Annotated in this window: 22 protein-coding genes and 1 riboswitch; of the genes, 8 read left to right on the top strand and 14 right to left on the bottom strand. The window is 36.7% G+C overall.

Going from position 1 to position 21,749, the window contains the following annotated elements; all coding sequences use genetic code 11:
• Window positions 1–12 precede the first annotated feature (12 nt).
• The 7 genes from MUA88_RS03550 to MUA88_RS03520 all read right to left on the bottom strand — a co-directional run bounded on the left by MUA88_RS03550 (window position 13) and on the right by MUA88_RS03520 (window position 6,802).
• The gene (locus MUA88_RS03550; protein WP_262604756.1) at window positions 13–552 is read right to left on the bottom strand and encodes a helix-turn-helix domain-containing protein; all 540 of its coding nucleotides are present in this window, start codon (window positions 550–552) and stop codon (window positions 13–15) included.
• Between the two features lie 127 nt (window positions 553–679).
• Window positions 680–952: a UPF0223 family protein gene (locus MUA88_RS03545; RefSeq protein ID WP_262604755.1), complete on the bottom strand. Its 273-nt coding sequence runs from the start codon at window positions 950–952 to the stop codon at window positions 680–682.
• A gap of 72 nt (window positions 953–1,024) precedes the next feature.
• Window positions 1,025–2,431, bottom strand: a complete 1,407-nt coding sequence (gene lpdA / locus MUA88_RS03540) for a dihydrolipoyl dehydrogenase (protein ID WP_262604754.1) — start codon at window positions 2,429–2,431, stop codon at window positions 1,025–1,027.
• Window positions 2,432–2,434: 3 nt separating this feature from the next.
• Entirely contained in the window at window positions 2,435–3,739 is a 1,305-nt protein-coding gene (locus MUA88_RS03535) for a dihydrolipoamide acetyltransferase family protein (protein ID WP_262605775.1), read from the bottom strand.
• Window positions 3,740–3,922: 183 nt separating this feature from the next.
• The gene (locus MUA88_RS03530) at window positions 3,923–4,900 is read right to left on the bottom strand and encodes an alpha-ketoacid dehydrogenase subunit beta (RefSeq protein WP_262604752.1); all 978 of its coding nucleotides are present in this window, start codon (window positions 4,898–4,900) and stop codon (window positions 3,923–3,925) included.
• A 3-nt stretch (window positions 4,901–4,903) separates the two neighbouring features.
• Entirely contained in the window at window positions 4,904–6,013 is a 1,110-nt protein-coding gene (gene pdhA / locus MUA88_RS03525) for a pyruvate dehydrogenase (acetyl-transferring) E1 component subunit alpha (RefSeq protein ID WP_262604751.1), read from the bottom strand.
• 156 nt (window positions 6,014–6,169) lie between these two features.
• Complete coding sequence (locus MUA88_RS03520; RefSeq protein ID WP_262604750.1) at window positions 6,170–6,802, bottom strand: YkyA family protein; 633 nt, start codon at window positions 6,800–6,802, stop codon at window positions 6,170–6,172.
• A gap of 360 nt (window positions 6,803–7,162) precedes the next feature.
• Between MUA88_RS03520 and def the strand changes: the two genes are divergently transcribed.
• From def to rnjA, 3 genes are all read left to right on the top strand, one after another.
• Window positions 7,163–7,714, top strand: a complete 552-nt coding sequence (gene def, locus MUA88_RS03515; protein ID WP_262605774.1) for a peptide deformylase — start codon at window positions 7,163–7,165, stop codon at window positions 7,712–7,714.
• A 606-nt stretch (window positions 7,715–8,320) separates the two neighbouring features.
• Window positions 8,321–8,536 (top strand): DNA-dependent RNA polymerase subunit epsilon, encoded by a 216-nt coding sequence (locus MUA88_RS03510; RefSeq protein WP_095116104.1) that lies wholly within the window; start codon window positions 8,321–8,323, stop codon window positions 8,534–8,536.
• Entirely contained in the window at window positions 8,536–10,218 is a 1,683-nt protein-coding gene (rnjA, locus tag MUA88_RS03505) for a ribonuclease J1 (RefSeq protein WP_262604748.1), read from the top strand. The genes MUA88_RS03510 and rnjA overlap by 1 nt, the downstream gene beginning before the upstream one ends.
• 57 nt (window positions 10,219–10,275) lie before the next feature.
• On the opposite strand, the gene MUA88_RS03500 is transcribed toward rnjA, so the two are convergent.
• Window positions 10,276–10,935, bottom strand: coding sequence for a potassium channel family protein (locus MUA88_RS03500; protein WP_262604747.1), 660 nt, complete (start codon window positions 10,933–10,935; stop codon window positions 10,276–10,278).
• A 295-nt stretch (window positions 10,936–11,230) separates the two neighbouring features.
• On the opposite strand from MUA88_RS03500, the gene MUA88_RS03495 reads away from it, so the two are divergent.
• Window positions 11,231–11,458: a glutaredoxin family protein gene (locus MUA88_RS03495; RefSeq protein WP_262604746.1), complete on the top strand. Its 228-nt coding sequence runs from the start codon at window positions 11,231–11,233 to the stop codon at window positions 11,456–11,458.
• Between the two features lie 48 nt (window positions 11,459–11,506).
• On the opposite strand, the gene ptsP is transcribed toward MUA88_RS03495, so the two are convergent.
• The 5 genes from ptsP to auxA all read right to left on the bottom strand — a co-directional run bounded on the left by ptsP (window position 11,507) and on the right by auxA (window position 16,862).
• Window positions 11,507–13,225: a phosphoenolpyruvate--protein phosphotransferase gene (ptsP, locus tag MUA88_RS03490; RefSeq protein ID WP_262605773.1), complete on the bottom strand. Its 1,719-nt coding sequence runs from the start codon at window positions 13,223–13,225 to the stop codon at window positions 11,507–11,509.
• Window positions 13,225–13,491 (bottom strand): phosphocarrier protein HPr, encoded by a 267-nt coding sequence (locus MUA88_RS03485; RefSeq protein ID WP_095116095.1) that lies wholly within the window; start codon window positions 13,489–13,491, stop codon window positions 13,225–13,227. Before MUA88_RS03485 ends, ptsP begins: the two co-directional genes overlap by 1 nt.
• 153 nt (window positions 13,492–13,644) lie before the next feature.
• Window positions 13,645–14,175, bottom strand: coding sequence for a DUF697 domain-containing protein (locus MUA88_RS03480; RefSeq protein WP_262605772.1), 531 nt, complete (start codon window positions 14,173–14,175; stop codon window positions 13,645–13,647).
• Between the two features lie 54 nt (window positions 14,176–14,229).
• Window positions 14,230–15,402 (bottom strand): class I SAM-dependent rRNA methyltransferase, encoded by a 1,173-nt coding sequence (locus MUA88_RS03475; protein ID WP_262604743.1) that lies wholly within the window; start codon window positions 15,400–15,402, stop codon window positions 14,230–14,232.
• Window positions 15,403–15,542: 140 nt separating this feature from the next.
• Window positions 15,543–16,862 (bottom strand): lipoteichoic acid stability factor AuxA, encoded by a 1,320-nt coding sequence (gene auxA / locus MUA88_RS03470; protein WP_262605771.1) that lies wholly within the window; start codon window positions 16,860–16,862, stop codon window positions 15,543–15,545.
• 266 nt (window positions 16,863–17,128) lie between these two features.
• Between auxA and graF the strand changes: the two genes are divergently transcribed.
• The 4 genes from graF (at window position 17,129) to MUA88_RS03450 (ending at window position 20,355) form a co-directional block, all read left to right on the top strand.
• A complete protein-coding gene (gene graF / locus MUA88_RS03465) occupies window positions 17,129–17,260 on the top strand; it encodes a glycopeptide resistance-associated protein GraF (protein WP_262604741.1) in 132 nt (43 codons plus the stop codon).
• Between the two features lie 81 nt (window positions 17,261–17,341).
• Window positions 17,342–17,441, top strand: a riboswitch (TPP riboswitch).
• 133 nt (window positions 17,442–17,574) lie between these two features.
• Entirely contained in the window at window positions 17,575–18,150 is a 576-nt protein-coding gene (locus tag MUA88_RS03460; RefSeq protein WP_262604740.1) for an ECF transporter S component, read from the top strand.
• 14 nt (window positions 18,151–18,164) lie between these two features.
• Entirely contained in the window at window positions 18,165–19,571 is a 1,407-nt protein-coding gene (locus MUA88_RS03455) for an ABC transporter ATP-binding protein (RefSeq protein ID WP_262604739.1), read from the top strand.
• Complete coding sequence (locus MUA88_RS03450; RefSeq protein ID WP_262604738.1) at window positions 19,564–20,355, top strand: energy-coupling factor transporter transmembrane component T family protein; 792 nt, start codon at window positions 19,564–19,566, stop codon at window positions 20,353–20,355. The genes MUA88_RS03455 and MUA88_RS03450 overlap by 8 nt, the downstream gene beginning before the upstream one ends.
• A gap of 150 nt (window positions 20,356–20,505) precedes the next feature.
• Here MUA88_RS03450 and purD read toward each other — a convergent pair whose 3' ends face one another.
• Window positions 20,506–21,744 (bottom strand): phosphoribosylamine--glycine ligase, encoded by a 1,239-nt coding sequence (purD, locus tag MUA88_RS03445; RefSeq protein ID WP_262605770.1) that lies wholly within the window; start codon window positions 21,742–21,744, stop codon window positions 20,506–20,508.
• Window positions 21,745–21,749: the final 5 nt, after the last annotated feature.

The following is a 21,749-nucleotide window of genomic DNA, read 5'->3' as shown; positions in this document are numbered from 1 at the left end:
GTATGTTTCCTCCTATAAATAAGATGATGTTGCGACAAGTAATAAACGTACCGGAACATCTCCATTGTTTGTTAATCGATGTGCTTTTGTTGCTTTAAAATACAATGCATCACCCTGTTTCGCGTCAAAGAGTTCATCACCAAATGTCAGCGTAACCGTACCTTCTAGACAATAGATGAACGTGTCAGACATGGATGGCTCAAATGTTTTATATGAAGCTTGTGGTTGTAACGTAAGCAATAATGGTTCCATTTCAAATTCATTCGATGTTTTAACAGGCCATTGTAGAAAGTATCCTTTATCACTTTCATCATATGTCAACTGTTCCTCTTGTGGATAATGAATCTTGCTTACTGCTTGTTGCTCAAAGAAGTCACGTGGTGTCGTACCAAGCACTTCAAGAATATTAAAGAACGTTTCCATATTCGGTGACGTCTTATTACTTTCTATTTGCGAAATATACCCTTTAGATAAATCTGTTCGCTCCCCAAGTTCTTCTTGAGTCAGATTTTTAAGATGCCTTAAATTTCTAATCTTTTGGCCAATTTCCATTTTTTCACCTGCAAGTCATCATTTATATATTTAAAAACAAAAAAGCTGTATTAAGTTTACTTTTACTAAACATTTTGTTTAACGCTTAATAAAAATAACAAAATACAGCTCGAATTACAACCATTTTTTAATGATTACTTAAAGTTTTATGATCAGGATGATTCTTTGCATTTTTCACAGCCAAATAGCTGTCATAACCACTACTTGATTTGAATTCTGAAAAAATATTTTTCTCATCTGCTTTACCAGGAACGACCTTTTTAAACGCACGATATCGTTCCATTAAAGTTTCTCTTTCAACAGATGACTCGTAATATGATTCAATCGCATTAAAAAATGATATAACAGCCACCATTTCATCTTGTGACCAGTCAACATCTATAGGATATTGATATTCCATAGAATAACCCCCTTTATACAGAAAGAGAGGCCAAGCACCATGGCCCAGCCTCTTTTGATATATCAACACAAATTACATTGTGTGGATTGGTAAACCGATTGCTTTTTCAGCAGCTTCCATGCTCATTTCACCTAATGTTGGGTGAGCGTGAACAGTTAATGCGATGTCTTCTGCGTTCATACCTGCTTCAATAGCAAGACCTAATTCAGAAATAACATCAGAAGCACTTGTACCAACAACTTGTGCACCGATTAAAGTATCGTCTTCTTTAAGTGTGATTAACTTAACGAAACCGTCTGTATCGTTTAATGATAATGCACGACCGTTTGCTTGGTAAGGGAATTTAGAAGCTTTGTAAGCAATGCCTTCTTCTTTAGCTTGTGCTTCAGTGTAACCAACTTGTGCAAGTTCAGGTTCAGTGAAACATACAGCAGGCATACCAATGTAGTCAACTTCTGCATTTTGTCCTGAGATTGCTTCTGCAGCAACTTTTGCTTCATAGCTTGCTTTATGTGCTAATGGAAGACCCGGAACAATATCACCAATTGCGTAGATACTGCTTACTGAAGAACGACCTTGTTTGTCAACTTCGATTAAACCACGTTCAGTAAGCTTAACGCCAGCTTCTTCTAAACCTAATTCATCAGTGTTTGGACGACGTCCTACTGTTACTAATACGTAATCAGCTTCGATTGTTTTTTCTTCGCCTTTTACTTCATAAGTAACTTTCACACCGTTTTCAGTTTCTTCAGCTGATTTTGCTAAAGCTTCAGTTTCGATTGTCATACCTTTAGATTTCATTTTTTTCTTAACAGGTGCAACCATTTGTTTTTCGAATCCACCAAGGATTTCTTTAGCACCTTCAAGAATTGTTACTTCAGTACCGAAGTTAGCGTATGCTGTACCTAACTCAGAACCGATGTAACCACCACCGACAACAACTAATTTTTTAGGTACTTCTTGTAAGTTTAAAGCACCAGTTGAGTCTAATACACGGTTACCAAATTTGAAGTTAGGAATTTCGATTGGACGTGAACCAGTCGCAACAATAGCGTTTTTGAAAGTGTACGTTTGTGCACTTGATTCGTCCATAACGCGTAAGCTGTTACCATCAACGAAGTAAGCTTCACCTTTAACGATCTCAACTTTGTTACCTTTAAGTAAAGATTCAACACCGCCTGTTAATTTGTTAACAACAGAACCTTTGAAGTCTTGTACTTTACCAAAGTCTAATGAAACGTTTTCAGCTGTAATACCTAATTCGCTACCGTGTTGAGCTTGTTCAAAACGGTGTGATGCATTTAAAAGTGCTTTTGATGGGATACAACCAACGTTTAAGCATACACCACCAAGGTTACCTTTCTCAACGATTGTTACTTTTTGTCCTAATTGTGCTGCACGAATTGCTGCAACGTATCCACCAGGACCTGCCCCTACGACAATAGTATCTGTTTCAATTGGAAAATCTCCGACTACCATATTTTACCCCTCCATTAATAATAGTTCTGGATTGTTTAATAAACGCTTGATATGGTTCATAGCGTTTTGACCAGTCGCACCATCAATTTGTCTGTGGTCAAAGCTTAATGATAATGATAATACTGGTGCTGCAACGATTTCGCCATCTTTAACGATTGGTTTTTGAGCAATACGGCCAATACCTAAGATAGCAACTTCTGGGTGGTTGATAACTGGTGTGAACCATTGTCCGCCAGCAGAACCGATGTTACTAATAGTACATGTTGCACCTTTCATTTCATCAGAAGTTAATTTACCATCACGTGCTTTAACAGCAAGTTCGTTGATTTCATCTGAAATTTGGAACATAGATTTACGGTCAGCATGTTTCACTACAGGTACTAATAAACCTCTTTCAGTGTCAGCTGCAATACCGATATTCCAGTAATGTTTGTGTACCACTACACCTTCTTCTTCATTGAATGAAGTGTTAAGTGCTGGGTATTTTTTCAATGCTGAAACTAATGCTTTTACAACGTATGGTAAGAATGTAAGCTTCGTACCTTGTTCAGCAGCAACTTCTTTGAATTTTTTACGGTGATCCCATAATGCTTGAACATCAATTTCATCCATTAATGTTACGTGAGGCGCAGTGTGTTTAGAGTTAACCATTGCTTTTGCAATCGCCTTACGCATTGCAGGAATTTTTTCTGTAGTTTCTGGGAATTCACCTTCAGCTGATGCTGCTGGTGCTGCAGACGCTGCTGGTGCAGTTGATTCTGTAGATTCAGCTGATGCTGCTTCAGTTGTTGCTGCAGCTGCTTGGCCACCGCCGTTTAAGAATGCATCAACGTCCTCTTTTGTAATTCTACCATTTTTACCGCTACCATTAACAGCCTTAATGTTCACATTGTTGTCACGTGCATATTTACGCACTGATGGCATTGCTTTAATGATACGATCTTCGTCTACTTCTACATCTGCTTGAGGGGCTGCAGCAGGTGCTTCTTTAGTTTCTTCTTTAACTTCTTCTTTTGCTTCTTCTTTAGGCTCGTCGTCGTGTCCACCTTTAAATTGAATATCGCCTGCATCTGGTGCGTCGATTTTAACAATTGTGTCACCAACAACTGCTACTGTACCTTCTTCAACTACAACTTCTTCAATTGTTCCCGTTACAGGAGATGGGATTTCTACAACTGATTTGTCGTTTTGTACTTCACATAGAATGTCATCTTCTTCAATTGTATCTCCAGCTTTAATAAACCATTTTACGATTTCACCTTCGTGGATACCTTCACCAATATCTGGTAATTTAAATTCAAATGCCACGTTGTTTCCTCCTAATATTAAATCATTTTTTAACTATCTCATTGCGAGACGTTCATTTAAAATCTCAAAAGCAGCTCGCTAAATGTAAATCACTCAGCAACAGCGAATGTTTTTACAAAGCGAGCTTACTTTCTATGCATCATTGCTCAAAAAGAGACAACTCACCTAACAATCAAACTGTTATTAGAATTCTAATGTTTCTTTTACTTTTTCAATGATATCATTTTTATTTGGTAACCATACATTCTCAGCTTGTGTGAATGGATAGATAGTATCTGGTGCTGCAACACGTCCGATTGGTGCTTCTAATGAAAGAATTGCACGTTCTGATAATTCAGCAACAACGTTAGCGCCTACACCAGCTTGTTTTTGTGCTTCTTGAACAACAACAACACGACCAGTTTTTTCTGTTGAAGCAACTAATGTGTCAATGTCTAATGGTTGAACAGTACGTAAATCAATAACTTCTACTGAGTGACCTTCTTTTTCAAGTTCTTCAGCAGCTTTCATTGATTCTTGTACCATTGCACCGTAAGTAATGATTGTTAAATCAGTACCTTCACGTTTAACGTTTGCTTTACCAAGTTCAATTGTATACTCTTCTTCCGGTACTTCTTCACGGAATGAACGGTATAACTTCATGTGCTCAAGGTATGCAACTGGGTCGTTGCTACGGATACTTTCGATAAGTAAACCTTTTGCATCATATGGACCTGATGGGATAACTACTTTAAGACCAGGTGATTGCGCAAGGATACCTTCTAAGTTATCTGCGTGAAGTTCTGGTGTATGCACCCCACCACCGAATGGTGTACGGATTGTAACAGGTGCCGCTTTTGAGTTACCGCTACGGAAACGGTGACGTGCGATTTGTCCAGCTACAGAGTCGAATACTTCATATACGAAACCTAAGAACTGGATTTCCATGATTGGACGGTAGCCTTGAGTTGTTAAACCTAATGCTAAACCACCAATACCAGATTCTGCTAAAGGTGTGTCGAATACACGGTCTTCACCGAATTCTTTTTGTAAACCTTCAGTTACACGGAATACACCACCGTTAACACCAACGTCTTCACCAAAGATCAAAGTGTTTTCGTCGTTTTTAAGTTCAGTTGCTAGCGCGTTGTTAATCGCTTGAACCATTGTCATTTGTGCCATGGCTTACTTCGACTCCTTCTCTTTGTAAATTTCATATTGTTCAGCAAGGTTTTGAGGCATATCTTCATACATGATATCCATCATTGAAGTCACTGTTTGTTTTTCAGTGTTGTCTGCTTCTTTAATTGCTGTTTTAATTTCTTCTTTAGCTTGTTCGATTACTTCGTTTTCTTTTTCTTCAGACCATAAGCCTTTGTTTTCTAAGAATTTTCTGAAGCGAACAAGTGGGTCTTTTTTCTCCCATTCAGCATCTTCATCAGAAGTTCTGTAACGTGTAGGGTCGTCACCAGCCATTGTATGTGGACCGTAACGGTAAGTCATTGTTTCGATTAACGTTGGACCTTCACCAGCGATCGCGCGTTCACGAGCTTCTTTAGTTGCTTGGTATACAGCTAATGCATCCATACCATCAACTTGGATACCAGGAATACCTACAGCCACTGCTTTTTGAGCTAATGTTTGTGCAGCAGTTTGTTTAGAACGTGGTGTTGAAATTGCGTAGTTATTATTTTGAATTACAAAGATAGCTGGTACTTTGTAAGCTGACGCGAAGTTGATACCTTCATAGAAGTCCCCTTGTGAAGAACCACCGTCACCAGTGTAAGTAATTGCTACAGCTTGTTTACCACGTTTTTTAAGACCGAATGCTACACCAGCAGTTTGGATGTATTGAGCACCGATAATGATTTGTGGGCTTAATGCATTCACGTCTTCCATTTGGTTACCTACGAAATGTCCGCGAGAGAATAAGAAAGCTTTAGTTAATGGTAAACCGTGCCAGATTAATTGTGGTACGTCACGGTATCCAGGAAGAATAAAGTCTTCTTTTTCTAATGCGAATTGTGAAGCAAGTTGTGACGCTTCTTGACCTGCAGTAGGTGCATAGAAACCTAAACGTCCTTGTCTGTTTAATGAAATAGAACGTTGGTCTAAAATACGTGTCCAAACCATTCTTCTCATTAATTCAACTAATTCTTCATCTGATAGATCTGGAAGCAAATCTTCGTTAGTTACATTACCATCTGCATCTAGGATTTGAACCATTTCAAACTTCGACTCAGTATCTTTCAATACTTGTTCTGCATCGAATTGGGCTTTTAACTTAGCAGCCATGCAATTCACCATACCTTTCCCGTTATATATATTTCTTCTTAATTAAGAATAACATAAAACTGTGTAACTTTTAAGTGATTTGATGCAAGTTCTGTAGCAGTTGACAGCATTACAGTTGTAGAAACTGTTATACTCTTTAACACAAACTGTTACAGTCTATTTTTTGATAACTTCTTCTACATCTCGTCTTTCAGATTGCATCTTGCGAATTGATTTTGTGTACGCTTTAACTGTGTTATTCATTTCTTTTTGTGCAGACTGTAATTCTTTTGAACGTTGATCCACACCTTCTTGTGTGCCAGATTGATCTTGGAAATAACCAAATAAATCTTTTTCTTTTCCAACAAGCTCTTTGTAATTGTTAATGAATGCTTCATGTTTTTTATATTTATCTGCTAACGCATCATTGAATTCTTGTAACTCTTTTTTATCCGCTTCATCTTCAATTTTACTTGTTGTTTTTTTCATTTTTTCAAAGACTTTTTTAGATTCACCCATCGCGTCTTCTTCTTTTTGTAATTGTGCTTCACGCTTACCAGCATTTTCAAGGAAAGCTTTTACTTGATCTTGTACTTGTGAAACATCTTTACCTGTAATTTCTTTTGAGATTTTTTCCTTTTCTTTTTCAAGTTTGTTCATCTCATTATTTACTTTTTGAATCGGTGCCTCTACTCTTTGAAGGTTACTTAAATGTTCATTATAATTATCTATCTGTTCGCCATCTTTGTTACAACCCGCTAATAAAATCGTCGCTGCTATTGCAATACCTGCAGTTTTCGTTAATTTCATATGTCATAAATCCTCCTTCATTGTCAATGGTCATTTTAGATAAAAGAGACGAAGAAAGCAAACAATAATTAGGGTGAAACATCATAATTTACGTCCTTAAAAACTGATTTACAGCCTTCAAGAAGCAGAATCCTTGTCAGAACCGTCTCATATTTAAATATTTTATCTTAGTACCCCTTGTCAAAGTAGCTAGATATGCGGCCATACTTAAAGCATGTAACCCAACTCCTACACGTATTTCTAAAATGTATGAATTAGTTTCGATTCTCACAAGCTTATTTTCTAGTTGACCATCAAATATAATAGATGCAAGAAGGATACATTATTTGATATATTGTTACGTAAGGAAGGTGTGTCTATATGTTAACAATGAAAGATATTATTCGTGATGGTCATCCAACACTTCGTCAAAAGGCTGAAGCGTTAACTTTTCCACTCACAGATGAAGAGCGTCAAACTTTATTAGATATGCAAGAATTTCTGCATAACAGTCAAGATCCAGAAATGATTGAGAAATATCAACTAAGAAGTGGCGTAGGTCTTGCTGCACCACAAATCAATGTTGCTAAACGTATGTTTGCAATCTATCTCCCAGATGATGGTAATGGCAAATCTTACGACCTAGGCATTGTAAATCCAAAAATTGTCAGCCATAGTGTTCAAGATGCATACTTGCCAACTGGTGAAGGGTGTCTCAGTGTGGACGAAGACATTCCTGGTCTTGTACATCGTCATCATCGTATTACATTAAAAGGCTTTGACATTGATGGAAATGAAGTAAGTTATCGACTTAAAGGATATGCAGCGATTGTATTCCAACATGAACTTGATCATCTAAATGGTGTGATGTTCTATGACCATATTGATAAAGAAAATCCACTTACACCACGAGAAGGTGCGATTGAGGTATAAAATATAAGAACAGTATGTAGTTAGTAAATGAAAAGCTTATATAGGAATCTATTTTACGTTATCCTAAAAGCTTGTCCTAACATACATGCTGTTCTTTTTTATAAATGCACTCCCAATATTTGAATATCTTCTGCCACTACACGCTTACTAAATTAAGTTCGACACCCTTTTCTTTTCTAACATTCTGCTTTATTTATTCGCTCAGTTCATGTAAAATAAAACCTAACTGGGTCGAAAAGTTCGGATCATAATCAAGTTATGCGCTGGGAAATCTATAAACAATCTCCCAACAAGCAGGATTTCTGATAGAACTAACATGATTGAGACAAAATTTGAAACGTAATTTTGCCTTTTGTTCAGCTCTACTCAAATCCAAAGCGCTTATATCCCAACCTCTTCGCACATCAAGTACGGAATTAAATGATCGACAGCATACGACAATTGTATGATAGCAATACATGAATTGAATTCTGTTAAACAGTGGTTTGACATTCATTCGATTCATATTTTTTATTTATCGTTGCATCATGAGCGTTATCAACTATATGAATATATCGTATCGTTGTCACAAATATAAACAAAGATATCTCTAGGAGGCATTTATTAATGGCAATTTTTAAAGTATTTTATCAACATAATCGTGATGAAGTGATTGTACGTGAAAACACACAATCTACTTATGTTGAAGCTCAAACAGAAGAACAAGTTCGTCGTTTCTTGAAAGAACGTAACTATAACATTGAATTCATAACTAAATTAGAGGGCGCACATTTAGAATATGAACAACAATCAGAACACTTTAATGTGGAGCGCGCTGAATAATGAAACAACTTCAAAAAAATGAGGTTGGCGTTTACGCGCTTGGCGGTTTAGGTGAAGTAGGTAAGAACACTTATGCCGTTGAATATAAAGATGAAATTTTAATCATTGATGCAGGTATTAAGTTCCCTGACAATAATCTATTAGGGATTGACTATGTAATTCCTGATTATACGTATCTTGAACAGAATCAAGATAAAATTGTGGGACTTGTTATCACGCATGGTCACGAAGACCATATCGGTGGTGTGCCCTACCTGCTTAAAAAGATTAATGTTCCAATTTACAGTGGTCCACTTGCGTTAGGACTTATTCGTAATAAATTAGAAGAACATAAATTACTACGTACCGCATCTTTAAATGAAATCACTGAAGACAGCGTCATTGAGTCTAAGCACTTCAAAGTGAGCTTTTACTTAACGACGCACAGTATTCCAGAAGCATATGGTGTCATTGTTGATACACCTGAAGGTAAAATTGTGCATACAGGCGACTTTAAATTTGATTTCACGCCAGTGGGTGCCCCTGCGAACATGGCAAAAATGGCTCAGCTTGGTGATGAAGGTGTCCTATGCCTATTATCTGACTCAACCAATTCACTTGTTCCAGACTTTACTTTAAGTGAACGTGAAGTAGGTCAAAACGTCGATAAGATATTCCGAAATTGTACAGGACGTATCATTTTTGCGACATTCGCATCAAACATTTATCGTGTCCAACAAGCAGTTGAGGCAGCCGTTAAATATAACCGAAAAATTGTTACCTTTGGTCGTTCAATGGAAAACAATATCAAAATTGGTACAGAACTTGGTTATATTAAAGCACCACCTGAAACATTTGTTGAACCAAGTAAAATCAACAGTATTCCTAAGCATGAATTACTCATTCTATGTACAGGGTCTCAAGGTGAACCTATGGCAGCACTATCGCGTATTGCTAACGGAACACATAAACAAATTAAAATCATTCCAGAAGATACCGTTGTATTTAGTTCTTCACCTATCCCAGGTAATACGAAGAGCATCAACCGTACAATCAATGCATTATATCAAGCTGGTGCTGAAGTCATTCACAGTAAGATTTCAAACATCCATACATCTGGACACGGTTCTCAAGGGGACCAGCAATTGATGTTACGACTTATTCGCCCAAAATTCTTCTTACCAATTCACGGTGAGTATCGCATGCTCGTTGCACATGGTCAAACAGGTGTGGATTGTGGTGTTAAAGAAGAAAATGTGTTTATTCATGACATTGGAGATGTCCTTGCACTTACTCGTGATTCTGCACGTACTGCAGGACGTATTCCATCTGGTAATGTACTTGTAGATGGTAGCGGTATTGGTGATATCGGTAACGTTGTCATTCGTGACCGTAAACTCCTTTCTGAGGAAGGTCTGGTCATTGTTGTTGTCAGCATTGACTTCAATACGAACAAGTTACTATCTGGTCCAGATATTATTTCACGTGGCTTTGTCTATATGCGTGAATCAGGTCAGTTAATTTATGATGCTCAGAAGAAAATCAAACAAGAAGTGATTCAAAAGTTAAATCAACAACCTGATATTCAATGGCATCAAGTGAAGTCTTCAATTATTGAAACTTTACAACCATATCTCTACGAACAAACTGCACGTAAGCCAATGATTTTACCAGTCATTATGAAAGTGAATGAAACAAAATAGATAAATACAAAGAGGTCATCCCCTTTCATAGTGGGAATGACCTCTTTTTTATATGTCTTAATGTGCTATTTTCTTTTCATAACGCGTTAAATCATTATCATGACCAATCATAATTAAAATATCATCAAATTCCAATGCCATATCTGGATCTGGTGATACGATGATTTCTTTACGACGCTTTATCGCAATGATATTAATACCATATTGTGCACGAATATCTAAATCAATCAGTGTTTTTCCTGCCATCGCTTCTGTTGCTTTCATTTCAACGATTGAGTGCTCATCAGACAGTTCCAGATAATCCAATACTGTTGCACTTGCTACATTATGTGCAATACGACGTCCCATGTCACGTTCTGGATGTACGACCGTATCCGCACCAATTTTATTTAAAATCTTCGCGTGATAATCATTTTGCGCTTTCGCTGTCACTTTTTTAACACCAAGTTCTTTTAAAATCAGGGTTGTTAATGTACTCGCTTGAATATTTTCACCAATTGACACGATGACATGGTCAAAGTTGCGAATCCCTAAACTTCTCATGACTGCTTCATCTGTTGTATCTGCTACGACAGCATGAGTCGCAATATCACTATATTCATCGACACGGTGTTCATCTTTATCAATGGCCATAACATCCATATCTAATGCATTCAGTTCACGAACAATGCTTCCGCCAAAACGTCCTAAACCGATTACCACATACTCTTTATCCATGATTGAACCTCCACCATTTTTATGCAATTTCTAAAAAGTTCTGTTTAAGTTTATTTAAATTCTGATTTCATCTAATGAATATATTTATTTTCCACCCTTCGTTTCATCTTGTCAAATGTAACTGACACCTTTACATTGAAAGTCTACACCGATATCACACTAACTATGCTATTTTCAAAAACACTATGTATCATTAATCCGAATCATAAGCTAAGTAACATCTATTGACCACTGCAGATCAACTATGTTAAGTTAACGTTGATTTATCATTATCTTTTATATTTTGAGGTGTCAAATGACGAACGTAATTATTTATACACAAAATGATTGTCCACCTTGTACATTTGTAAAAAATTACTTAACAGAACATCAAGTGGCATTTGAGGAACGTAATATTGCAGATTCAACATATCGCAATGAAATGATTGACCATGATGCATTTGCCACACCGTTTATTTTACTTGATGATGAACCTATGTACCAAGTGGATATGGACAAGCTCAATCAAAAATTAGGCCTTTAAATAAACATGAAAAAACCTGAGATGAACAATCATCTCAGGTTTTTTGCTTTATTTTGAAGTCGCATCGTTTACAAGTGTAATGACTTCATCCACTGTCGCACAGTTCATTGCACGATCAGCTAATTGTGTCATTTCAGTTGTGCTTAAACCTTTAATTTGACGACGTGCTTTTAAGATTGACGTTGCACTCATTGAGAACTCGTCTAATCCTAAACCAAGCAATAATGGAATTGCTGTTTCATCGCCAGCCATTTCACCACACATACCTGTCCATTTACCTTCTTTATGAGACGCGTCAATAACTTGTTTCACAAGACGTAAAATAGATGGGTTATATGGTTGGTATAAATAAGATACACGCTCAGACATACGGTCTGCCGCCATTGTATATTGGATTAAGTCGTTTGTACCGATACTGAAGAAGTCAACTTCTTTCGCAAAGATATCAGCTAAAGCAGCTGTTGATGGAATTTCCACCATGATACCTAATTCGATATCATCGCTTACTTCCACACCTTCACGCTTTAAGTTTTCTTTTTCTTCAAGTAATAATGCTTTTGCATCACGGAACTCTTGAACAGTCGCAACCATTGGGAACATAATGTTCAATTTACCGTATACAGATGCGCGTAATAATGCACGCAATTGTGGACGGAAAATTTCAGGTTGATCTAAACATAAACGAATCGCACGGTATCCTAAGAATGGGTTCATTTCTTCAGGAAGATTTAAGTATGGTAGCTCTTTATCTCCACCAATATCAAGCGTACGAACAACGACACGCTTACCGTCCATTTCTTCTAATACTTTTTTGTATGCTTCGAATTGTTCATCTTCTGATGGCATGTTGTCACGACCCATGTACAAGAATTCTGTACGATATAGACCGATACCTTCTGCACCATTGTTTTTAACACCTTCTAAGTCGTTAGGTGTCCCAATGTTTGCAGCTAATTCAACATGTTTTCCATCGATTGTCGTTGATGGTTCATCACGAAGTTGTTTCAATGCTTCGCGACCTTCAAAGTACATATCACGTTTTTGTTGGTATGCACGTACTTCATCTTGTGAAGGGTTCACGATAACGTCACCTGTTAAACCATCGACAATAATCATGTCACCTTGTTTTACAGATTCAGTAATTGATTTTGTACCAACAACCGCTGGAATTTCTAATGAACGGCTCATAATCGCTGAGTGTGATGTACGACCACCAATATTTGTTACAAATCCTTGCACATATTGTTTGTTCAATTGTGCTGTATCAGAAGGTGTTAAGTCATGTGCGACAATAACAACACTCTCATCAATAATACTTGGATTTGGTAATTCAACACCTAAGATATGTGCAAGTACACGTTTAGATACGTCACGGATATCCGCTGCACGCTCTTTCATATACTCATTATTCATTGATTCAAAGATTGTGATGAAGTTTTGCGTCACTGTTGTTAATGCATGTGGTGCACTTGCTTTATCACCTTTAATCATTGCTTTAATTGGGTTGATTAATTCAGGATCATCTAATACTAATAAATGCGCATCAAAAATAGCAGCCTTATCTGGCCCTAATTGTTCTTCCGCATTATTTCTGATTTTTGTTAATTCAATTTTGGCATTGTTTAATGCATTATTGAATTTTTCAACTTCAGTAGATTGATCTTCTGTTGTCTCTTGACTATAACTTAAATCGGGTTCTACGAGCATATACGCTTTGGCAATAGCAACACCCTCAGAAGCTGCAATTCCCTTATTTAATGATGACATTATTTTGTCAAACCTTCTTTTGATAAGACTTCAGTAATTGCTGCAATTGCTTCTTTTTCGTCGCTACCATCTGCGTAGATTGTAATTTCAGCGTCTTTACCAACACCTAAGCTCATAACACCCATAATTGATTTTAAGTTTACTTTTTTCGCATTGTATTCTAATTGTACATCTGATTCAAATTTTGAAGCAGTTTGTACTAGCATAGTTGCTGGACGTGCGTGAATTCCTGTTTCGTCAATAATTACATATGATTGTTGTTCCATCTTATATCTTACTCCTTCTATTGCTTTAATTTTTAGCATAAGCTATTTAACTTCGCTACATGCCTTAACATTACCAAAATTAGCACGTAAATTCAATTGTGAAACCATTATCATGTCGCATGTTTGCTGTTTTTTTACAAATTATCGAACAAATTATAATAGAGACTTGACAACATTTTCACATTTCTGAATATGCTCTTTACCTACTTTGTTCATGAAGTAATAACTGAGAGATGCTGAAACTACTTGACCTACGACAGGGAACCATCTTGTTTGTTTGGCAGCCGTACGTTTCGCCACATCACGAATCAATACTTTCATCAAGCCATCTGAGACCTTTTTACCAATCAACTGACTACCTTGAATACCTGCTGCCATGACAATACGGTCTTTCATGTCATCACTCATTTTATTTACTTGTTTGTGATCCAAGCCATATAGTTTATTGATATCTTCTATAACATCTTTCATCAACTTCATATCAACACCAAAGTCAAATCCTGGAATCGGCACAATTGTTGCACCTGAAGATAACATCGCTTTCTTTTTAACTATATTTTCTGCTTGAATTCTGCGCTCTGCCACTTCTTCATTTGTTTGTGGTAACACATGTTTATTTTTTATTTTTTCTATATTAAATACTTTATTACCTACAAGTTCTGTCACTTTATTTGTTAATTTCATGATTCATCCACCTTTCGTGTATAAGACCCTATCTTATACCCCTTTTAAAGGTATTTAATCCATCAAAGTAACAAAAACAACTTTTAAATATTTAGATGGCTTATAGTGTGGATGCGTTTTAAAGTCTTTTGGCAAGCCCATGACCTCATCAATCTGATATGAGAGACCTTTATCAGACAATGTTTTTTTGATCATATTCTTAAATGCTTTTAGCGTATACATACTATGATTCGTACTCAATACAAGTGTGCCACGCTCGTTTAGTATAGGTAAGGCACCTTCAATCAGTTTGTCGTAGTCTTTCATCACTGAGAATGTTTTTTTCTTATTTCTAGCAAAACTAGGTGGGTCAATGACAATTGTGTCAAATGATAAGTTGTGGCGTTCGGCATACTTAAAGTAATCAAATGTATCCATCACATATAAAGATTGTGTTTTCGGATCGATCCCATTCAAACCGAAATTCTCTTCAGTCATCGGGCGTGAACGGTTTGCAAGGTCTACACTTGTTGTTTGTTCTGCTTGACCAGCTGCAATGACTGAAAAAGCACCTGTATAACTAAATAAATTAAGAACATGTCTTTCCGTACTATAATAGTCACGTATTTTTTTACGAACTTCTTTTTGATCTAAGAAAATACCTGTCATCGGTCCATCATCTAAATGGACGTTATAAAAAGTGAAGTTTTCTTCAATGACGATAGGAAATTCAGGTGCTTCCCCCATTACAAAGCCACCTTCAATATCTGAATCTTTAAAGCGTGTTTTTTCATAAATTGATGTATAGTCAAAAACAGACGTAGCCGCAGCAATGATATCATCACGAAAAGCATAGATACCACGTGAGTACCACTGAATTAAAAGATGGCCATTATAGTTATCGATTGTTAATCCACCTATGCCATCTCCTTCTCCATTCAATAATCGAAATGTATTTGTGCCATCAATATGATAATAATAGTCACGCTCTTGTTTTGCTGCTTCAAATAAATTTTCAAAAAATGCTTGATCAATATCTTCATTTTCATCGTATGACAAGACCCAACCAAGTCCTTTATGCTGATGACCGACATATCCAGTTGCGATATAAACGCCTTTATCTGTTTTAAGATGGAATACATCACCACTTTTCAACGATCTCTGTTGATAAATATCCTCTTCTTCAATCAGTGGATAGCCGTTGAAATATTTCGTTTCTTTCCCGCTATTTAAAATTGCTGTTTTCATTTTATCAGCCTTTCCTCAATGAATTCTTTTCTATCTTAACACGTGATTAGATCAGAAATCGATTTATGTAAAAGATTCCCCCTATCTTAATACTAAAAATAAAAAAGAGCGAGAGATTTCTCTCCCACTCTCTATCGTTCCTATTCTTTTGTCGCTGGTTGACGCAATTGCAATATGAAAGCAATCGTTGCTGGTATTAGCATCAATACGAGAATTGGTGTGATGAAAATAGATAATAACAATCCATGGAATAGAATCACAACATATTCTGTAATTAACTTAAAGAATAGAATACTAATCATAAACAATTGTAAATAGTAGTGCTTTCCTCTAAGCATAAATGTCACTGATGTCACAATGTATGCAATCGCAATGAGAAGTAGTAACAACAAACTGATCCACTCATAGACATACTGTGTTTGTGACAATTGCCAGTCACCTGATGCAAATAATGAGTTACGATTATTAAATTCAAGTAGTATGAAGAAAAATAAAATCACACCACATGCGATATTAACGTAAGCTCTCTTGAACCATTTTGGTCGTTTACGTAAGAAAGATGGAATATCATCTTCTTCAAGCTTCGTCCAACCAAACCATTTTTCTTTAATGTGATCTCTTTTCGTACGTATCTTTTCAATATTAATACTACGACGCGTACGGTGCGAAATATCATGCGTGAACTCAGATGTACGGTTTTGAATATCTTTAAACTGCACTTTAGACTGATCACTATATTGATATTTTTTGCTGCGTAAATATTGGCTGGCTGCCTCATCCAACTCTTCATGAAAGACAGGTAAAGAACGACGTAAAAACAAGAAGTTCCATATTGCCATTTGACCCAGTAGCCATAACACTAAAAAGAAAGTATTAATACTCAGCACATCAATGGGTGCTACTTCTCGTCCTTCAAGTCGTGAATATAACGCTAATTGTGTAAATACATAACTAATACCATATCCAAAAATCAACCACAAGTAGTGTTGCTTTCGGTGCAATGGATTAAGTTCATCTTTAAAAGTAATATAACCAATATGAATTAAAAATGGGAAAATAAAAATAAATGCTAAAATCCCATAGACTTGTGACATAAAAATTAATGTTAATACGAAGAAAATAATACCGATTAATAGGAAAAAGATCGATATGTCGTAATCAAATCGTGTTGTATTGGTTAAAACTCTTGCAATCACTAACATTAGAATCCCAAATGCCAGTATAATCAAACCACTCACTAATGGGAACTCTCCAATGTATTTACTCATTACACGGATAATCTCATGGAAAAAGGTCATGATAAAATCCCAAACATTATCAATACGAGATACATGATGTTTACCTGAGTTGAGTTGTTCAATAAGCGGTATATTTACGAAAATAATAATACTCAGCAATATTGCAAGCGCACCTATAATATAGGAATAAATCACTTCGGTGTACTTATTAAAAAAGGACATCCTCTCACCTCATAAATTATTATATATGAACAATTGTCTGATGTCTTTATAATTGATTAAATTCAGTCTCTAGTATGACTATAAATTTGTGATAGTCAAAATCATTTTAAATGTGTGTTAGTTAGATTAAACTCATCAACCGAATAATGAGAAAGTTGCTTTAGTCCTCCAATCATCCACATACTAAAAAAACTCCAAAAATCATGTTTAATAACCCATAGAACGGATATAGATAACTAACAATAAAATTAAAGGAGTGTTTTATCATGTCAGAAAAAGATTTAAAAAAAGCAGCTGAACAAGCTAAAGAAAAAGAAGAACAATTAAAAGATAAAGCTAATGAGGCAAAAGATGGTATCGATAAAACAAAAGACGATATCCAAAGCACGTTAGATTAATATTCTTATATCAAGTCAAGAGGCATTCATTCTCTTGACTTTTTGTTGTGAGACATGTACATTGTTTATATCAATTGAATACGCACGCACTAGGGGTGTGAGAACTGAGATGAGGAATATCCTCAAACCCTTTGTACCTGACCTAGGTGATACTAGCGGAGGAAAGTGTACGACGTTTATATTTAATATTTGCGGCAATGAGACGCACATTTATTTGAGTTGCTTACATAATAATAGTTATAGCCTCGTTCATAGATCGACGCATATCCCTACTCTAGGGGTGTGCGTTTTTATTTTTTAGGAGGTCCTTTACAATGAAAAAAGGCTTAACATTATCAGACATACTCGTGACAGTTCTAGTCTCTGTCATTTTCGGTGTGGTTTACAACATTTGGTGGGTAGTTACTAAAACGATTCAGCCATTAGGTTTACAAATTGACCAACTTTTATACGGTATGTGGTTCGCAGCAGCCGTTGTAGCATATCTTATCATTCCTAAAATGGGGATTGCATTACTTGCTGAGTTTGCAGCTGGTGCTGGTGAGACAATTATGATGGGTCGTTTTGATATTCCAACGATTGTCTATGCGCTTTTACAAGGTCTCGCTTGTGAGCTTGTTTTTGCAATCGTTCGCTATCGTTCACGCTCATTTATGATTGCACTTTTAGCAGGTTTATCAGCTGCACTCATTAGTTTACCAATTGACTGGTATTATGGTTATTTAGGTGAGGTTGCACAATGGAATCTTATCCTCTATATTGTCTTCCGTATCATTAGTGGTGTCGTACTTGCAGGTGCCTTTCCATATTATCTAGTCAAAGCACTTGATCAGACAGGTGTCACTAAGTTATTCAGACCAGCATCTAAAGACGACTATGATTCCTTATAAGGAGAGAACATACATTGCTTAAAGCAAAAAATCTACGCCTAAAATATCCAAGTGCAACCACTAAAATATTTGATGGTCTCGATATCGAAATCAAAGATAAAGAAAAAGTACTCTTACTTGGGCCATCTGGCTCTGGTAAAAGTACGCTACTCAATGTATTAAGTGGCATTGTACCTGATCTCATTGATTTACCAATGAAGTATGATGAATTGGAGGTAGCTTACCATGCAGGTGTCATCTTCCAAGATCCAGACTCTCAATTCTGTATGCCACAAGTGAACGAAGAACTCGCGTTCATACTAGAAAATCAACAAGTGCCTCAAGAAGAGATGGATGAACGTATTCATGATGCACTTAAAAAGGTACAGCTTGATGTCAATCCCAAACAATCTATTAATCAATTAAGTGGTGGCATGAAACAAAAACTAGCCATTGCTGGTACGTTATTAATGGAAGCAGACACTTTGTTCTTGGATGAACCAACTGCGATGTTAGATATCGAAGCAACTCAAAATCTGTGGGACTTACTCAAAGACTTATGGGCCGATCAAACGGTATTAATCGTAGAACATAAAGTGGCGCATGTTTGGGATTACGTTGATCGTGTTATTCTCATGGATCATCACGGTCGCATCATTCAACAAGGTACGCCAGACATGATATTAGCAAATTTTGAGGACGTATTAACGGAATATGGTGTATGGCATCCTCATGCATGGGACTCCGCGCCTCCTCCAACACATACTAAAGATACATCATCACAAAGTTTCCATTTTAAATACAAAGATGGTGCTATCCAACGTAGTAAAAAAATGCTCTATCATGTTCCTGAGCTTGAAGTTCATCCAGGTGAATGGTTAACAATCACTGGCAAAAATGGAACGGGCAAAACAACGTTATTCGAATCAATGATGCAATTGATTCCTTATCAAGGGAAAATGCAATGGAATCAACAGACATTAAAAAAAGTACGTGATGCTGCCAGTCATATATATTTGGTTTATCAAAATCCAGAACTCCAATTTATTCAAAACAGTGTTTACGATGAAATCTTTGTGAACTATGAATACATGGATCCGCAACATGCTGAGGAGCAAACGAAGGCAATGCTAGCACTACTTGATCTCGCGCATGTTTCGAAACAACATCCTTTCGAGCTTTCAATGGGACAAAAAAGACGCCTGAGTGTCGCAACTGCATTAAGTACCAATGCAGATGTCATCTTACTCGATGAACCTACATTTGGATTGGATAGTCATAATACGTTTAAATTAATTACACTATTCCAAGAGCGCGTTGCAAAAGGTCAAACGATTATCATGATTACACATGACCCACATATTATTGAACGCTACCCATCACGACATTTTGAAGTGTCAGATGGCATGTTGCATGAATTGGAGGTGCCATCACATGATTGAATCGTGGAAAACGCGTCATACTTTTATGGATAACGTCAATATTGTGACAAAGCTCTTCCTAGCTGTTGCTTTGTTCTTCTTCATTATTTTTGTTCATAACTTTGATGTCATGTTATATTTGGCACTTTTCATGCTTGTCTTTTTACTTTGTGTTGCAGGCACAAAATGGAAAGTCGTCGCTTCATTTGTAATGATGGCTACGTTCTTTGCACTGACTTCATCATTATTTATGATTTTTTATGGTAATGGGACCCACGTGTTATTAGAATTTGGCTTTGTCAAAATTAGTGTTGAAAGCTTAGTCAGAGGTTTACATCTTGCTCTAAGAACCATCGTCATCAGTTACTTCGGATTATCCATTGCGTTCACATCGCAAGTCATTATGATTTTCTACAGTCTTATGCAACATCTCAAAGTACCACCGAAAGTTGCTTATGCCTTTATGGCTGCATTTCGTATGATTCCGTTAATGATTGAATCTGTATTCCAATTACGCAATTCACTCAAAATGCGCTATCAAATGATTAGCAACAAAAACTATAGTGGTTTTAAAAGATTTAAACATCTCTTGATTCCTCTACTTAGTCAAAATATACGAAAAGCACACCGTCTTGCTGTGGCAATGGAAAAAAAAGGATTTCATGATGGGAAGCGTACCTACTACTATCATGTCCCATTCAGCTATCGTGACCTTTTACTAATCGTTATCATGCTAGGCATCATTACATTAGCATTTACCAGTGCAAGTTATCTACCGATTACAGGTATTTTAGATGCACGTTAGTCAATCATAATCTATCATTTGCGTTTTCACGATCTCGAGGATGTGAAAAGGCGTGATAAACAAGTAAGCATACCTTTCCCGTTTATCGTATGCTATCGAACATAAAAAGATGATTTGGAAACTTACCACTTCCAAATCATCTTTTTTGTATTATAATGCTTTGTTTGCAATATCTTTACGATAGAATAATGCATCACTCTTAACTTGTTCCACACGTCGATATGCCTCACGTTGTGCATCTGCAATTGTATCGCCTTCACCAATGGCTAAGATCACACGTCCGCCTGCATTGACATAAGATGTACCGTCATGTTTTAATCCACTCACAAAATAATGATCAATATCTGATTCAAAACCAGTGACCACATGCCCTTTTTCATAAGCATTTGGATATCCTTTCGAGGCTAACATCACGCCGACGACTGAATCTTCTTTCCAAGACATATTAATGGGTTCTCTTGCCTCTAGCTGTATGATATGTGCCATTAGATCACTTTCCATACGTGTCAGCAATACTTGGGCTTCTGGATCACCAAATCGTGCATTGAATTCAATCACTTTCGGTCCTTCTTCTGTTAAAATCGCACCGATATAAAGGAGACCAAAGAAGTGGTACCCTTCTTCTTGTAGCGCACGTGCAATGGGTTGCGCAATGCGCTCATTCGTGACATCTAATACATCTTGTCCAATATGTGGAACAGGACAATACGCACCCATACCTCCTGTGTTTGGCCCTTCATCATGATCATAGGCACGCTTGTGATCTTGCGCAATTGTATCAAATGGCACCGCATAATCTCCATTTACAAAAGTCATTAAAGAAAATTCTTCACCTTGTAAAAACTGTTCAAATACAACTTTACTATTCTCATCAGGATATAACGTTTCAACAGCATCTCTAGCTGCTTCACGGGTTTCAGCAATAATGACCCCTTTCCCTGCTGCAAGACCGTCTTTCTTTAATACGATAGGCAGCTCACATTGCTCAATATAGCGCAATGCGTCTGTTTTTGTATCGATTTCTTGATATTCGGCAGTTGGAATATCATATTTTGCCATCAGTTGTTTTGCAAATGACTTCGAGCCTTCAATTTGAGCAGCCGCTTTATTTGGGCCAAACACTTTAACACCTGCTTTACGTAAACGATCCGCAAGACCTTCTGTTAATGGCTGTTCTGGTCCAATGACTGTCCATTGTATTTTATGTTCTTGCGCAAAAGTAACAATTTTTTCATGTTCTGTCTCAGCAATTTCTGAATGTACTTCTGCCACATGTGTCATCGCATCATTCCCTGGAATAGCAAATACCTGTTCAACAAGTGGTGATTTACTTAATTTCTTGGCAAGGACATGTTCACGTCCACCGCCACCAATAACTAGAATATTCATAAGTA

The sequence above is a fragment of the Staphylococcus sp. IVB6240 genome, assembly GCF_025558425.1.
In the GTDB taxonomy this organism is placed as follows: domain Bacteria; phylum Bacillota; class Bacilli; order Staphylococcales; family Staphylococcaceae; genus Staphylococcus.
Note: the sequence above shows the minus strand (reverse complement) of the source record. Positions and strands in the feature narration are given on the sequence as shown.